A 14,743-nucleotide genomic window follows, 5' to 3' on the forward strand; every position below is an offset into this window, starting at 1 on the left:
CGAGCCCCTGACCTGGCAGGACCCACGGTACGGGCGTACGGTGTGCGGCATCGCCCGGCACGCGGCGGCGTCGGGGCTTGTCGCGCAGGAGGCAACCGTGCAGGACCGCACCCCTCGTCCCGAGGAGCTGGAACCCGTCGAGCGGGTGTCCGTGGACGAGCTGCGGGCGGTGCAGTTGGACCGGCTGCGCTGGTCGCTGCGGCACGCGTACGACAATGTGCCGCACTACCGCCGGGCCTTCGAGGCGGCCGGGGTCCATCCGGACGACCTGCGCGAGCTGGCCGACCTGGCCCGTTTCCCGTTCACCGGGAAGGCCGAGCTGCGGGAGAACTACCCGTTCGGGATGTTCGCGGTGCCCCGGGAGCGGATCGCCCGGCTGCACGCCTCCTCCGGCACCACCGGCCGCCCCACCGTGGTCGGCTACACCCGCAACGACGTCAGCACGTGGGCGAAGCTGATGGCCCGTTCCATCCGGGCCGCCGGCGGACGCCCCGGCGACCGGGTGCACGTCGCCTACGGGTACGGGCTCTTCACCGGTGGGCTCGGCGCGCACTACGGCGCCGAGGAGCTGGGCTGCACGGTCATCCCGGTCTCCGGCGGGATGACCGAGCGGCAGGTGATGCTGATCCGCGACTTCGAGCCGGACGTCATCATGGTCACCCCCAGCTACCTGCTGGCGATCGTGGACGAGATGGAACGCCAGGGCGTCGATCCGAGGTCCACCTCGCTGCAGGTCGGCATCTTCGGCGCCGAGCCGTGGACCGAGGACATGCGCCGGGAGATGGAGCAGCGCCTCGACATGCACGCGGTCGACATCTACGGCCTGTCCGAGGTGATGGGGCCCGGGGTGGCCGTCGAGTGCGTGGAGACCAAGGACGGCCTGCACCTGTGGGAGGACCACTTCTACCCGGAGATCATCGACCCGGTCAGCGGGGAGGTGCTGCCCGACGGTGAGCAGGGGGAGCTGGTGCTCACCTCGCTCACCAAGGAGGCCATGCCGGTGGTCCGCTACCGCACCCGCGACCTGACCCGGCTGCTGCCCGGCACCGCCCGGACGATGCGGCGGATCGAGAAGATCACCGGCCGGACCGACGACATGATGATCGTCCGCGGGGTGAACGTGTTCCCCACCCAGATCGAGGAGCTGATCTTGCGTACGCCCGCGCTGTCGCCGCACTTCCAGTGCGTGCTGGACCGGCAGGGCCGGATGGACACCCTCACCGTCAAGGTGGAGCGGCGGGCCGGGGTGCCGGCCGACGAGGCGGAGCGGGCCGGGACGGCCCTGGTGCAGCAGGTCAAGGACACGATCGGGGTGAGCGTGGCGGTGCAGGTCGTCGAGCCCGACGGGGTGGAACGGTCGATGGGCAAGATGCGTCGGATCGTCGACCAGCGGCGGGGGCGTTGAGGTGGGGGAGCACGACGGCCGCACCGCGGCCCACGACATGTTCGACGCCGACGTGGCCTCCAAGGGGCTCGGCATCGAGCTGGTCTCGGCCGGCGACGGCGCGGCGGTGGCCCGGATGCGGGTCACCGCGGCCATGCTGAACGGCCACGCGATTGGTCACGGCGGCTTCGTCTTCCTGCTCGCCGACACCGCGTTCGCGCTGGCCTGCAACAGCCACGGCCCGGCCACGGTGGCCGCCGGCGGCGAGATCAGCTTCCTCCGGCCGGTGCGCGAGGGCGACCTGCTGGAGGCTCGGGCCACCGAGCGGGTCCGCTACGGCCGCAGCGGCATCTACGACGTCACGGTCTGGCGGGACGGCGAGGTGGTCGCCGAGCTCCGCGGCCGCAGCCGCACCCTGTCCCGGGACGCGCGGGGCGGCGCGGCTGGCTGAGCCCGCGGCGCCCCCACCCGGATTGCGGACCCCCGCCCAAAGTCGAGTCCCTGGGCTGACCTTCCACCGGCGCGGCTGCCCGATCTGCCGGTGGCCCGGCAGCACGATGAACCGGTGGCACACATCCTGCTGTTGCACTCCGTCTTCGGGCTGCGGCCCGCCGTGCTGGCCGCCGCCGCCCGGCTGCGTGCCGCCGGGCACGAGGTCGCCACCCCCGACCTGTACGGGCTGCCGGCGGCGGACACCGTCCAGGACGGTTTCGCCCTGCTCGACAAGGTCGGCCGGGACAGCGTGCTGGAGCGGGCGCGCGCGGCCGCCGACGATCTCCCGGCCGAGGCGGTGCTGGCCGGCTTCTCGATGGGCGCCGGGGTGGCCGGGGCGCTGCTCGCCGAGCGGCCGCGGGCGGCGGCGCTGCTCCTGCTGCACGGCACCGGGGGTGCCCCGGAGTCGGTACGCCCCGGGCTGCCGGTGCAGCTGCACCTCGCCGACCCTGACGAGTACGAGCCGCCGGACGAGCTGGACGAGTGGCGGCGGGCGATGACCGGCGCCGGCGCCGAGCTGTCCGTGTACCGCTATCCGGGGCCCGGCCACCTCTACACGGACCCCGATGTGCCCGACCACGACGCCCTGGCGGCCGCGCTCACCTGGGACCGCGCCCTGGCGTTCCTCGCCGGTTGAGCCGCGGCGCCGCTCCACCCGATCAGCAGGCACGGAGTTCTCCGCCGTCGCGCGCGGCGTGCCGCGTGCCGCCCGGGCCGGTTGTTCCGCCGCAGGCGCTAGGAACTTGATGACGTGAGTGGATCGGTCCGGCGGAGGTGGTGCTCGTCGGGCCCTTTCGAGCTGATGGCGTGCCCGACTCATCCCACGCCCGACGGGCTTGAATCGCTTACGCCATCAGGTCTGTAGGCGGACGACCTGGAACCTGACCACCGCCCTCGCCAGCGAGGAGGATGTGGTGCGCGCGACGGACGCACCGGGGCAACCGCGGCAGGCGCGGACCGGGACGACGCCGGGGGCGGAGCAGCCCCGTGCCCGCTCCGCCCCTGGCGCCGGGCTCAGGCCACGGCGAGCGCCGGCGACCCGGCGAAACCGCCGGTGCGACCGCGTCCCCGTGCTCGCGCCCGGGTCGCTGCCCGGTGCGCCGGTTCCCGGTCCCGTTCCGCCAGGGCTGGCGGCCCGACGGCCGGCAGGGCCTGCCGGCGAGCGTCCACCGGGGCGCCCGCTCCCCGTGCCAACCCGATGTGCGGCAGGCCGGCGTACCGGGACGGGAAGCGCGGCAGCGAGACGGTGGGCGAGCCGTCGAATGGCCCAGCCTTGGTCTCGGCCCTGAACATGCCGTGCGAGACGAGACCACCCTGGTCGTGGCGGGTGCGCTGCCCGACCGGTTGGGCACGTGGCGGCGTGGCGCCCTCCGGATGCTCCGGTGCGCCGGTCGCGGCGGCCACCGCGGGTTGCGGGGCGGTCCGCGCCCGCCCGACGAACTCCGCCCGCAGCGCGCGCGGCAGCCGGTGCCGCGCCACCCGGGCCACGGTGGGCTCGGCGACGGCGTACCCGCCCAGGCCGGTCCGGCGCAGCAGACCGGCCGCGACCAGGGCGCGCAGCACCGGCTCCGCCCGGCCCGGCACCCAGCCGAGCAGCCGGTCCATTGTCGCGGCCGGAAACTCCGCGGGTTGGGCCGCGCCGGCCATCAGCACCGCCCGCTGGTCGCCGTCCAGCCGGTCCAACCGGGCGTCGACCCGGCGGCGCACCGTCTCCGGCACCCCGATCCGGTCGCCGTCCTCGTCGAGCGCCCGGACGTACGCCTGCGCGACCGCCGGGTTGCCGCTTGTCAGCGGCAGCAGCTCCCCGGCCAGCGCGGCCGGGCGGCCGGCCCGGTCGAGCAGATGCCGGAGCAGCCGCCCGGTGTCCACGGCGCCCAGCGCGGGCAGCGGCACCCGGCGACGCCGCCCGGCGGCGCCGGGCAGCAGGTCGGCCCAGCCCGGGCCGTGGGTGGCCACCACGGCCAGGGGCAGTCCCCGCTCGCTCGCCGCGGCGAAGAGCCGGTGCAGGAACCGGTTCAACGCCGGGGCGGCCCGGTCGAGGTCGTCCACCGCCACCACGGTCGGCTGGCCGGCGGCCAGGTCGAGGAGGACCTCCCGCCAGACCTCGGCGCCGCGGCCCGCCGCGCCCACGTCCTGGGGCGCCACGACGAAGTCCGCCAGCGCGTGCACCGCCGCGGCGCGGTGGGCCGGCGGCAGCAGCCCGGCCAGCGCCGTGGCCAGCCGGCGACGTACGGTCGGGGTCGGATCGGTGTCGCGGACCCGGGCGAACGCGCGGACCGTGTCGGCCAGCGGCGCCAGCTCTCCCTCCGGATACGGCGGGCAGTGCGCCACGCACCAGCGGACCGGCGCACCGTCCACCGTCGACACCGTACGGGTCAGCTCGTGCAGTATCCGGCTGCGGCCACTGCCGGCCGGACCGACCAGGGAGACCCAGCGCGGCCGCCGGTCCCGGACGGCCCGGGCGATCTCGTCGCCGGCGGTGGCCAGCTCCCGGCGCCGACCGACCAGCGGGCCCTGGTGGTGGGTCGGCCGGGGCCGGGCCGCCCCCAGCACCCGCCAGACGTCCAGCGGCAGCGCCTTCCCGGCCACCGTCAACGCGGCCAGCGGGCGCTGGTCGACCAGGCCGTCGGTGGCCCGCCGGGTGGCCGCGCAGACCGTCACCCCGCCCGGCGCGGCGTACTGCTGGATGCGGGCTGCGGTGGTGATGACGGCACCGCTGGCGGTGCCGTGTCCGCCGTCGCGGGTGGCGGCCAGGTCGACCAGGGCCTCGCCGGTCGCCACGCCGACGCGGACCCGCAGCCGGATGCCGGCCGGCGCCCGCCGGTCCAGCGCGTCCTGGATCTCCAGCCCGGCCCGCACCGCCCGGTACGCGTCGAACCCGTCCGACGCGTGCGCCCCGAACAGCGCCATCACCGCGTCGCCGATGTACTTCTCCACCACGCCGTTCCACCGGCGCAGCACCCCGGCGACTGTGTTGAAGTACGCGCGTTGCAGCTCCCGGACATCCTCCGGGTCGAGCCGCTCCACCAGACCGGTCGAGCCGACGATGTCGGCGAAGAGCACGGTGACGGTGCGTCTCTCCTCGGGCACCGGCCAGTGCGTGGCGGTGACGGGTTTCCGACTTCTCACGATCGTGGTCATTGGCCTCGCACCCACCCTTTCCCCCCCGCCCGGTGCCTGACGACCTCCGGAGACTTTCACCACCGGGTCCTCGGGGGATCGGTAGGACGACGTATGTCGACCACCCGCAACCTTTAGTCGTAATGTCGACGCGAGATGTACCACCACCGGCTCTCGCCCATAGAACGGTGGGGGAACGTGTGACTAGGCTGCGAGCCATGGCCAGCGATGTGGACACCGCACCGCTTGTCGGCCGTGCCGACAACGTGACGGCGCTCCGGTCGGCCCTGCTCGACGACGTCGCGCCCGGGCACACCGCTGCGGTCTTCCTCACCGGTGAGAGCGGGGTGGGCAAGACCCGGCTGCTGGCCGAGGTCAGCGAGCGGTTGCGGGAGGCGGGCGCGCTCGTGCTGACCGGTTCCTGTCTCGACATCGGCGACGCCTCCCCGCTGCATCCGCTGCGGCAGGCGTTGCGCCGCTTCGACGCCGAGGCGACCGAGGCCCGCCTCGCCTCGGCGGTCCGCGGCCTGCTCCAGGTCTTCGACGAGGAGACCCCGGGCCCGGACGGCGCGGGCACCCTGCTGGAACGGGTCTCCCGCGGGTTGCAGCTGGTCGCCGGGGGGCGTCCGCTGGTCCTGGTCCTGGACGACTTCCAGTGGGTCGACCGGAGCACCCGCCAGCTCCTGCTCTATCTGCTCGCCGGCCTCGGTGACCTGCAGCTGTCGGTGCTCGCCGCGATCCGGGCCGAGTCGTTGCAGGGCGCGCACCCGTTGCGCCGGGTGCTCACCGAGCTGCGCCGGCTGCGTTCGGTCCGGGTGGTCGACCTGGCGCCGCTGGACCGCGCCGGCACCGACGAGCTGGCCGCCGCGATCGTCGGCGCGCCGCTGAATCCGGACGCGGCCGACCAGATGTGGCAGCGCAGCGGCGGCAACCCGTTCGTGGTCGAGGAGTTGGCCCGGGACCTGCGCGACGGCCGCGACGGCCTCTCCGACACGGTGCGCGAGGTCTTCCTGGCCCGGGTGGACGCGCTGCCGCAGCACGCGCACGCGGTGGTGCACGCGGTCGCCGCGGGTGTCGAACCGGTCGAGCACTGGCTGCTCGCCCAGGTGGTCCGGTTGCCGGAGGAGGAGCTGATCGACGCGGTCCGGGCCGCGGTGGCGCACCGGCTGCTGGTCGGCGCCGACGACGGCTACCGGCTGCGGCACCGGCTGGTGGCCGAGGTGCTGGCGCACGAGCTGCTGCCCGCCGAGCGCGCCGCGCTGCACCGGCGCTACGCCGAGGCGCTGACCTCGGCCACCGCCGAGCTGCACCAGGCCCGGCTGGCCCACCACTGGCGGCTGGCCGGCGAGCCGGGCCGGGCGTTGCCGGCGGCGATGGCCGCGGCCCGCGAGGCCGAGCGGCTGCAGGGGTACGCCGAGGCACACCGGCACTGGTCGGCGGCGTTGCAGCTGGCGAACACCCCGGCCGCGGTGTCGCCGGACGGCGACCGGCCGGACCCGGTCGAGGTGAACCGCGCCGAGTTGCTGGAGCACGCGGCCGAGACGGCGCACCACTGCGGCGAGCACGCCCGGGCCCTGGCCCTGCTGGAGGAGCTGGCCGCGGACCCGGCCGGGCCGGCGACCTGCGCCCTGCACATCCGGCGGGCCCGCTACCTGGCCGCCGCCGGCCGGTCGGCGCCGGCGGAGGCCGAGTATCGGCGGGCCTTGCAGGCCGCCGACTGCACCCCCCGGGAGCGGGCCACCGCCGCCGCCCACCTGGCCGAGCTGCTGCTGCACCTGGGCCGGTACGGCGAGGCCGGTGACCAGGCCCGGGAGGCGCTGGAGTTGGCCGCGGCGGTCGAGGGCTCCACCTCGGAGCTGGTGCTGGCCAGCGCCGCGCTCGGTTTCAGCGAGGCCTTCCTGGAGGACCCGGACGCCGGGCTGGCGGTCATGCGCAACGCGCTGGCGATCGCCGAGCGCGCCGGCCGGCCGGAGGACGTCGCGTGCGCGTACCTGCACCTGGCGGAGCTGCTTACCGGTCCGCTGAACATCCTCGAAGAGGGGGTGGTGGTCGCCCGCCGGGGTGCCGAGCGGGTCGCCGAGCTGGGGCTGGGCCGCACCTGGGAGACCCGGCTGCTGGCCATCGCCACCAACGGGCTGTTCCGGGTCGGCCAGTGGGCCGAGGCGGAGAAGGTGGTCGCGGCGGCGCTGCGGCACCGTCCCTCCGGCGCCGACGCGGTGGAGCTGCTGCTCGCCCGCTGCCGGCTCTCCGTCGGGTACGGCGACATCGAGGCCTCCGACCGGGACCTGGAGGCGGTGGCCACCGTGCTGGCCGGCGGCGGGGCCCGGCACGTGCTGCCGATGCTGATCCTGCGGGCCGGACTGGCCATGTGGCAGGGGCGGCACGACCTGGCCCGGCAGGCCGTCCAGCGCGGCCTCACCGAGAGCCGCTCCGACGACGTCATCGTGCTCGCCACGCTCGCCTGGCACGGGCTGCGGGCGGAGGCGGAGGCGCACGCCAGCCGGACCGTCGAGGTGGACCCCACCGCGGTGCGGCGGCTGCGCGAGGTGGCCGATCGGGTGGCGCGCAAGAGCGAGAAGGCGGGGGCCCCGGTGCGCTACGTCGCCGACGGGTTCCTGGCGTTGTGTGACGCCGAGGTCAGCCGGCTCGACGGCAAGGGCGACCCGGAACTGTGGGCCCGCTCGGCCGAGCTGTGGGACCACCGCAACCACCCCTATCCGGCGGCGTACTCGCGACTGCGGCAGGCCGAGGCGCTGCTGGCCCGGCGCAGCAAGCCGGCCACGGCGGGCAAGCTGCTGCGGCAGGCGTACCAGATGGCGCAGGGGCTGGGCGCGGTGCCGTTGAGCTCGGAGATCCGTACCCTGGCCGGTCGGGCCCGGGTGACCCTGGAGGAGCGGCCGGCCGACGCCCGCCCGGTGCCCCGGCCCCGGCGCGCCCCGGCGGACGCTGCGCCGGCGGTGGACGAGCTGGAGGTGCTCACCGTCCGGGAGCGCGAGGTGCTCGCCGCGGTGGCGGAGGGGCTGACCAACAAGGAGATCGGCCAGCGGCTGTTCATCAGCGAGCGGACCATCGGTGTGCACGTGTCGCACATCTTCGACAAGCTTCAGGTCCGCACCCGGGTGCAGGCCAGCGCGATCTTCCTGCGCAACCGCTCCGCGTAGACCGGGCGCCCGAGCGCGCCGAATACGTCGTTCTACTGATCCGGCCGGCGTACGCCGGCTGGGAGGCTGTCCAGCGTCACCGTGGCGCCCCGCGGCGTTTCGGCACAGTGGAGGAGAGATGACGGAACCGGTCTGGGGTCCTGTGCACCAGGACATCGTCGGGCTGCTCGCCGACCACCCCGCCGACGTGCCGGCGGTCGTCGACCACCTCACCAAGCTCCAGGACATGCTGGTCCGGCTGCCTCCGCTCGAGGAGAGCTGCCCCCTCGCCGACTTCAACAAGCTCTACCTGGTCATCACCAGCACCGTTCTCGACGGCCTCTACGACGACCGGTTCGCCGACCCGGTCTTCCTGGCCCGCCTGGACGTGGAGTTCGCCACCCGCTACTTCGACGCGTTGCGGTTCTGGACCGAGTCCAGCCCGAACACGCCGAAGGCGTGGGCCTGCCTGTTCCAGCGGATGCGCGGCCCGGACGCCCGGCCATTGCCGTCCGCCGCGGCCGGGGTCAACGCGCACATCAACTACGATCTGCCGTTTGCGCTGGTCACCACGTTCGACAGCCTGGAGTCCGAGCCGGTCGACGGCAGCGAGCAGCACCGCGACTACCTGGAGGTCAACAACATCTTCGCCGAGAAGATCCCGGGGCTGCGCCGCGGCTACCTGGACAACTGGCAGTTGATGATCGACATGCTGAACGGCGAGATCGACGACTGGTACCAGGGCGAACTGGTGGAGTACACGCGGAACGTGGCCTGGCGCAACGCGCAGAAGATCTGGCGCTGCCGGCACGATCCGGAGGCCCGCGAGTGTGAGCGGACGCGGCTGGACGACAACGCCGCGCTGCTCGGCCGGCTGCTGCTCTCGCCCCTCGGGGCGTTCCTGCAGTAGCCGGGACGGGGGGGTCCCCGCGCTCCGGAGTCCAGGGGGGCGGAGCGCGGGGACGCCGTCACGGCCGGTCCGGTGCGAGGATGGGCCGGTGGAGGAGGCACTGACCGGCAACGTCACCGCCGGCGTCGTGCGGGTCGGGGACACCGTCCGGCGCCCGGCCGGCCCGTGGACCGACGCCGTCGACGCCCTGCTGGCCCACCTGCGCGAGGTCGGTTTCCCCGGCGCGCCCCGCCCGCTCGGCCGCGACGAACGGGGCCGCCAGGTGCTGGAGTACGTCCAGGGAGAGGTGGGCGACCCGTCTGGCACCTACTCGCTCGACGAGCTGGCCTCGATCGGCGCGTTCGTGGCCGACCTGCACCGTGCCACGGCCACCTTCGGGTCCCCGCCGTCGGCCGCGTGGCAGCGGGTCATCCCGCCCGACGGCGAGGACCTCGTCTGCCATCACGACGTGGCACCGTGGAACCTGGTCCGGTCCGCCCGGGGCTGGGTGCTGATCGACTGGGACTCGGCCGGTCCCGGCACCCGGTTGTGGGAGTTGGCGTACGCGGCTCAGAGCATGGCGGGGATGCGCCCGGACCGGCCGCTGGGGGAGTCCGCCGAGCGGTTGCGCGCCCTGGTGGACGGCTACGGCCTCGGCGCGGCCGAGCGGCCGGCCCTGGCCGCGCTGCTCGGCCGCCGGGCCCGGGCCATGTCTGACCTGCTCTGCCGGGGCGCCCGGACCGGGGTGCAGCCGTGGGCGCGGATCCACGCCGAGGACGGGGCATACTGGCGGGCCACCGCCGAGCTGCTGAGCGCCCACATGGACCGGTGGGCCGCCGCGCTGGTCTGACGCGTCAGGCGCGCCGGGTCCGGCTGCGGTACGCCGCTGCGGCGGCCCGGTTGTTGCACAGTTCGCAGCAGTAGCGCTGCCTTCCCGCCCGGGTCCGGTCAAGGTAGGGCGCCCGGCAGGGGTCGGCGGCGCAGACGCCGAACCGGTCCGTCCCGCCGGTCGTGGCGGCCCGGGCCAGGGCTCCGGTGACGGTGGCGGCGAACGGCCCGATCGGGCCGGGCCGGGGCAGCGGGGTCAGCCGCAGCGTGCCGTCCGGGCTGGCCTCGACCGCCGTGCCGGCGCTGACCTCGGTCAGCACCTCGTTGAGGGTGGCCACCCGGGCGGCCGGGTCGGGAGCGGCGAAGACCTGGTAGAGCCGTGTCCGCAGCTCCCGCAACCGGGGCAGGTCGGCGTCGCCCAGCGGTTCGGTCAGCTCGGTGAGGCCGAGTTCCCGGCCGGCGGCCCGGAGCCGGGCCACGGAGAGCTGGTCGACCGGGTCCTGGAGCACCCAGTAGCTGTGCAGCAGCGCGACGGCCAGCCGCAGCGCCGGCTCCAGGGGTGGCACCGCGCTCATCCGCGCCCGCTCCGCCGTCCGGTTGCCGACACGCCCGCCGTCCCTCCCCGCTTGACCTACCGCCGCCCGCCATCCTACCTTCATCAGCTGTAAAACGCGTTTAAAAACTTATGGAGGTGTGTGATGCGACGACTACCCGCACTCGTGTCCATGGCCGTGCTGCTGGTCACCGGCGCGTTCGTCAGCGCCGGCGGGGCGCACGCGCAGGCTCCGGCCGACGCCGCGAGCGCCGGGGGACACGGGGCCGCCGTGCTGGTCCGGGACATCGAGATCCCGGTGCCCGGGCAGCCGGCCGTCCGGGCGTACCTGGTGCGGCCGCAGCGGTCCGGCGCCGGGCTGGCCGGCGTGCTGGACCTGCACTGGTTCGAGCCGGGCCGGGTCAACCAGGACCGCACCGAGTTCCTCGCCGAGGCGACCGCCCTGGCCGGGCGCGGGGTGGTCTCGCTGCTGCCCCAGCTCACCTTCCCGTGGGCGGGCGACCCGGTCGGCGACGCGCGGGACCGGGCCGCGGTGACCGCCCAGCTCGACGCGGTGCGGCACGCGTACCGGCGGCTGCTCGCCGAGCCCGGCGTCGACCGGACCCGCACCGCCGTGGTCGGCCACGACTACGGCGCGATGTACGCCGTCGACCTCGCCGCCGGCGAGCCGGGGCTGCGCACCGCGGTGCTCCTCGCGCCGGACGCCACCTGGGCGAACTGGTTCGACCTGTACTGGCTCCAGTTGCCGGAGGGGGAGCAGGCGGCGTACCGGGCGGTCTTCGCCGGGCTGGACCCGGTGGACCTGGTGGGGCGGCTCGGCGCCGGGGCGTACCTCCAGTTCGCCGGCGCGGACCGGTTCGTCGGCCCGGCGACCCGCGCGGCCTTCGCCGCCGCCGCACCGCAGGCCCGGGTGTCGCTCTATCCGCGCGAGGAGCACGACCTGGGCGCGACCAGCGTCCGCGACGACCGGTTCGCCTGGCTCACCGACCGGCTGGACCTGCGTGACTGACCACAGCGGGAGGGGGCCGGCCGGCCCGGGGGCGGCCGGCCGGTTCCGGCCCGCGGGATGGGCTGGCCCGGGCGCGGTGCCGACCACCGGGCCGCGGCCGGACCGGTGAGCCGCCGGGGGCACCGCCCCGCCGCCCGGCCGATCTTGCCCGGCTTGCCGGGTTCGCCGGTCGGCGCCCCGGGTACCGCCTACGGTCGGGTCAGGCTGGCGTTTGCGGGTGGCGCTGTGCGGGCGGCCCGGCGAGCCGCGCGCCGAGGGGTGGACATGACGGACGGGCGGGACGGGCCGCGACGCAGGCGGGGGCGGCGGGGCAACGCGGGGCGCGGTGACGAGCGTGGACTCGACGCCGCCGGCGACCGGGACCGCGCCCCTGGCCCCGGCCGGACGCCCGCGCGGATCCCGGAGTGCGTGCCGAGCCACACCCGGCCGGCGGAGCCGCCCAACCGGCTGAGCCAGTGGCTGTTCCAGCACCGGGTGCATCCGGTCGGCCCGGAGACGCTCGAACCGGAGGCTCGGGCCCACCCCTGGTGGCAGGTGATGTGCCTGACCGGCGTGGACTACTTCTCCACCCTCTCCTACCTGCCCGGCATCGCCGCCCTGGCGGCCGGTGTGCTCTCCCCGGTGGCCACCCTGCTGATCGTGGCGCTGACCCTGTTCGGGATGCTGCCGATGTACCGGCGGGTGGCCCGGGAGAGCCCGCACGGGCAGGGCTCCGTGGCCATGCTGGAGCGGCTGCTGCCGTTCTGGCGGGGGAAGATCTTCGTACTCATCCTGCTCGGCTTCGTCGCCACCTCGTGGATCATCACGATCACCCTCTCCGCCGCGGACGCCACCGTGCACCTGCTGGAGAACCCCAAGCTGCCGGCGTCGGTCCCGCACGGCGCCACGGCGGCGGTGCTGGTGACGGTGGTGCTCCTGCTCATCCTCGGCGGCGTGTTCCTGATGGGCTTCAGCGAGGCGGTGCAGGTCGCCATCCCCCTGGTCGCGGTCTTCCTTGCGCTCAACGCGGTGGTCGTGGTGGTCGGGCTCGGTCAGGTGGCGGCCCACCCGGAGGTGCTGAACGGCTGGCTCGAACTCCTCACCGCCCAGGTCACCAACGTCAGCGACCTGGTGGGGCCGGCCGTGCTGGCGTTCCCGCTGCTGGTGCTGGGCCTGTCCGGCTTCGAGACCGGGGTCAGCATGGAGCCGCTGGTCCGGGGCCGGGGCGCCGACCCGCAGGAGCGGCTCCGGTCCCGGATCCGGAACACCCGCAAGCTGCTCACCGCCGCAGCGCTCATCATGTCCGTGTACCTGATCACGACCACCTTCGTCACCACCGTGCTGATCCCCCCGAAGGAGTTCCAGCCCGGTGGGGCGGCCAACGGGCGGGCGCTGGCCTTCCTGGCCCACGAGCACCTGGGCGAGGGATTCGGCACCGTCTACGACATCAGCAGCATCCTCATCCTCTGGTTCGCCGGCGCCTCGGCGATGGCCGGCCTGATCAACATCGTGCCGCGTTACCTGCCGGACTACGGCATGGCGCCCGAGTGGGGCCGCGCGGTCCGGCCCGTGGTCCTCGTCTACACGCTGATCAGCATCGCCATCACGGTGGCCTTCCGCGCCGACGTGAACGCCCAGGCCGGGGCGTACGCGACGGGGATCCTGGCGATGATGTTCTCCGGCGCGATCGCGGTGGCCATCTCGGCGCTCCGCTCCCGGCACCGGGTTGCCGCGGCCGGCTTCACGGTGCTCACCGTGGTGCTGCTCTACGCGCTGCTGGCGAACGTCATCGAGAAGCCGGACGGCATCACGATCTCCGCGTTCTTCATCCTCGGCATCGTCGTGGTCTCGCTGGTCTCCCGGGTCACCCGCACCACCGAGCTGCGCGCCGCGCAGATCGAGTTCGACGAGCCGGCGCGGCGGTTCATCGCCGACTCGCTGGCAAACGACGGCCGCCTGCATCTGGTCGCGAACAAGCGGCAGAGCGGGACGGTGCAGGAATACCGGGCCAAGGAGCGGGCGCAGCGGGCGATCAATCCGGTGCCGGGCAAGGCCGACGTCCTCTTCCTCGAGATCGACGTGATCGACCCGTCGCAGTTTAGCCAGGTGCTGCGGGTGCACGGGGTGGAGGTGGACGGGTACCGGGTGCTGCGGGCCGGCAGCCCGGCCGTGCCGAACGCGATCGCGGCGATCCTGCTCGCGCTCCGGGACGCCACCGGGGTACGCCCGCACGCCCATTTCGAGTGGTCGGAGGGAAATCCCCTCGCGCATCTGCTGCGCTACCTGATCCTCGGCCGGGGGGACACCCCGCCGGTGGTCCGGGAGATCATCCGCAAGGCTGAGCCCGACCCCGCCCACCGCCCCGGCATCCATGTCGGCGGCTGAGGCGGCGTGTTCAGCCGGGCGTGCGGCGGAGCGCCCCAGGTCGCCGGCGAGAAACTCGTGGGCGGCTGCCCGTCCCGGCCGACGCCGGTCAACGCCCCCGGGAAACGCTGCCTGCTAGGACGCCGTACGGAGGGTGACGGCACCCGCGCCGGACCCGAAGCGGCCCGCGCCGCGGGGAGCGGGCGCGGGCCGGAAGGGGAGTGGCCTACTTTGAGGGCTCGGGGAGCGTGCAGTCCACCTTGGGGTTGGCGCCGATGTAGTTCAGCGGACCGGCCACGATGGTGACCAGAATGGTGCCGGCCTCGGCGCAGTTCTTGTCGTCGTTGCTGTAGTAGCCGCGCTGACCGGCGGCGATCGCGCCGATGATGAGCCAGATGACGACCAGGACGCCGAGTATCGAGGTGCCGCGCATGGGGTGCCTCCACGGGGTTGTGGCGGATTCGAGAGGTGTGGTCCTTGTACCCCGGGCGGGTGAGTGCCCAAACGGTGCCGCGAGACGCGCGGCCGATTTCGATCATCGCGGCCCCCGGGTGGCGGCCCGCAGCGGCGCCGCTCACGGCACGCCGGCTCAGGTCGGCGGGGCCGGATCCTGCGGCGGCCGGCCCCGGCTGCGCAGGTGGTCGGCGACGGCCACGCCGGCCAGCACCAGCATGGCGCCGAGCGCCGCGCGCAGCGGCGGCAGGAACAGTACCGCCGGCGCCCGCCGGCATGGGGAAGAGTCCACGTCCAAGGTGGATGGCGACGTACGTCCCGGCGAAGACCAGGCCCCGGCGTGCCGAAGGCGTCCGGGACGGTGGTCATCAGCAGCGCGCGCGGCGGGCCGTCCGGCTCCTCACCGACGGTAGCCACGGCCGTCCTGACCCGTGTTTTCGCGCTTTCCGGTGCACCCTTCCGGGGGCGGTGGCGACGGCGCCGGCCGGGGCGGGGCACACCGGGCGGGCGCTGACGCCGCGCCGGCCGGCGC

12 protein-coding genes are annotated in these 14,743 nt (G+C 74.9%); 8 read left to right on the plus strand and 4 right to left on the minus strand.

Annotated features, from left to right (window positions below; all coding sequences use genetic code 11):
* Positions 1–40: 40 nt before the first annotated feature.
* From paaK to A6A27_RS20610, 3 genes are all read left to right on the plus strand, one after another.
* The gene (gene paaK, locus A6A27_RS20600) at positions 41–1,405 is read left to right on the plus strand and encodes a phenylacetate--CoA ligase PaaK (RefSeq protein ID WP_338013301.1); all 1,365 of its coding nucleotides are present in this window, start codon (positions 41–43) and stop codon (positions 1,403–1,405) included.
* A gap of 37 nt (positions 1,406–1,442) precedes the next feature.
* On the plus strand, positions 1,443–1,835 hold the full coding sequence (paaI, locus tag A6A27_RS20605) for a hydroxyphenylacetyl-CoA thioesterase PaaI (protein ID WP_073836324.1): 393 nt from the start codon (positions 1,443–1,445) through the stop codon (positions 1,833–1,835).
* A 90-nt stretch (positions 1,836–1,925) separates the two neighbouring features.
* Positions 1,926–2,513, plus strand: a complete 588-nt coding sequence (locus A6A27_RS20610; RefSeq protein WP_443189984.1) for a dienelactone hydrolase family protein — start codon at positions 1,926–1,928, stop codon at positions 2,511–2,513.
* 377 nt (positions 2,514–2,890) lie between these two features.
* Here A6A27_RS20610 and A6A27_RS20615 read toward each other — a convergent pair whose 3' ends face one another.
* On the minus strand, positions 2,891–5,017 hold the full coding sequence (locus A6A27_RS20615; RefSeq protein WP_073836248.1) for an adenylate/guanylate cyclase domain-containing protein: 2,127 nt from the start codon (positions 5,015–5,017) through the stop codon (positions 2,891–2,893).
* Positions 5,018–5,214: 197 nt separating this feature from the next.
* Between A6A27_RS20615 and A6A27_RS20620 the strand changes: the two genes are divergently transcribed.
* From A6A27_RS20620 to A6A27_RS20630, 3 genes are all read left to right on the plus strand, one after another.
* The gene (locus tag A6A27_RS20620; protein ID WP_073836249.1) at positions 5,215–8,157 is read left to right on the plus strand and encodes a helix-turn-helix transcriptional regulator; all 2,943 of its coding nucleotides are present in this window, start codon (positions 5,215–5,217) and stop codon (positions 8,155–8,157) included.
* Between the two features lie 118 nt (positions 8,158–8,275).
* Positions 8,276–9,046 carry a DUF5995 family protein gene (locus tag A6A27_RS20625; protein ID WP_073836250.1) on the plus strand — a complete coding sequence of 257 codons (771 nt, stop codon included), beginning with the start codon at positions 8,276–8,278 and terminating at the stop codon, positions 9,044–9,046.
* Between the two features lie 88 nt (positions 9,047–9,134).
* Positions 9,135–9,875, plus strand: coding sequence for a phosphotransferase enzyme family protein (locus tag A6A27_RS20630; protein ID WP_198940373.1), 741 nt, complete (start codon positions 9,135–9,137; stop codon positions 9,873–9,875).
* Positions 9,876–9,879: 4 nt separating this feature from the next.
* Here A6A27_RS20630 and A6A27_RS20635 read toward each other — a convergent pair whose 3' ends face one another.
* Positions 9,880–10,428, minus strand: a complete 549-nt coding sequence (locus tag A6A27_RS20635) for a CGNR zinc finger domain-containing protein (protein ID WP_073836251.1) — start codon at positions 10,426–10,428, stop codon at positions 9,880–9,882.
* A 123-nt stretch (positions 10,429–10,551) separates the two neighbouring features.
* On the opposite strand from A6A27_RS20635, the gene A6A27_RS20640 reads away from it, so the two are divergent.
* Both A6A27_RS20640 and A6A27_RS20645 read left to right on the plus strand, forming a co-directional pair.
* Entirely contained in the window at positions 10,552–11,415 is an 864-nt protein-coding gene (locus A6A27_RS20640; protein WP_143194087.1) for a dienelactone hydrolase family protein, read from the plus strand.
* 264 nt (positions 11,416–11,679) lie between these two features.
* Complete coding sequence (locus A6A27_RS20645; RefSeq protein ID WP_143194088.1) at positions 11,680–13,779, plus strand: APC family permease; 2,100 nt, start codon at positions 11,680–11,682, stop codon at positions 13,777–13,779.
* Positions 13,780–13,984: 205 nt separating this feature from the next.
* Here the strand turns inward: A6A27_RS20645 and A6A27_RS20650 are convergent, their stop codons facing one another.
* Together A6A27_RS20650 and A6A27_RS43265 are read right to left on the minus strand one after the other, a co-directional pair.
* Positions 13,985–14,191 carry a hypothetical protein gene (locus tag A6A27_RS20650; RefSeq protein ID WP_073836253.1) on the minus strand — a complete coding sequence of 69 codons (207 nt, stop codon included), beginning with the start codon at positions 14,189–14,191 and terminating at the stop codon, positions 13,985–13,987.
* Between the two features lie 156 nt (positions 14,192–14,347).
* Positions 14,348–14,503, minus strand: coding sequence for a hypothetical protein (locus tag A6A27_RS43265; protein WP_198940374.1), 156 nt, complete (start codon positions 14,501–14,503; stop codon positions 14,348–14,350).
* Positions 14,504–14,743 lie beyond the last annotated feature (240 nt).

Source organism: Micromonospora sp. CB01531 (assembly GCF_001905095.1).
Classification (GTDB): domain Bacteria; phylum Actinomycetota; class Actinomycetes; order Mycobacteriales; family Micromonosporaceae; genus Micromonospora.

What these genes read in the sequence shown, in the direction of transcription:
- paaI (WP_073836324.1), top strand. Translation starts at nt 1,443, where the DNA reads ATGTTCGACGCCGACGTGGCCTCCAAGGGGCTCGGCATCGAGCTGGTC.
- A6A27_RS20615 (WP_073836248.1), bottom strand. Translation starts at nt 5,017, where the DNA reads ATGACCACGATCGTGAGAAGTCGGAAACCCGTCACCGCCACGCACTGG.
- A6A27_RS20620 (WP_073836249.1), top strand. Translation starts at nt 5,215, where the DNA reads ATGGCCAGCGATGTGGACACCGCACCGCTTGTCGGCCGTGCCGACAAC.
- A6A27_RS20625 (WP_073836250.1), top strand. Translation starts at nt 8,276, where the DNA reads ATGACGGAACCGGTCTGGGGTCCTGTGCACCAGGACATCGTCGGGCTG.
- A6A27_RS20635 (WP_073836251.1), bottom strand. Translation starts at nt 10,428, where the DNA reads ATGAGCGCGGTGCCACCCCTGGAGCCGGCGCTGCGGCTGGCCGTCGCG.
- A6A27_RS20640 (WP_143194087.1), top strand. Translation starts at nt 10,552, where the DNA reads ATGCGACGACTACCCGCACTCGTGTCCATGGCCGTGCTGCTGGTCACC.
- A6A27_RS20645 (WP_143194088.1), top strand. Translation starts at nt 11,680, where the DNA reads ATGACGGACGGGCGGGACGGGCCGCGACGCAGGCGGGGGCGGCGGGGC.
- A6A27_RS20650 (WP_073836253.1), bottom strand. Translation starts at nt 14,191, where the DNA reads ATGCGCGGCACCTCGATACTCGGCGTCCTGGTCGTCATCTGGCTCATC.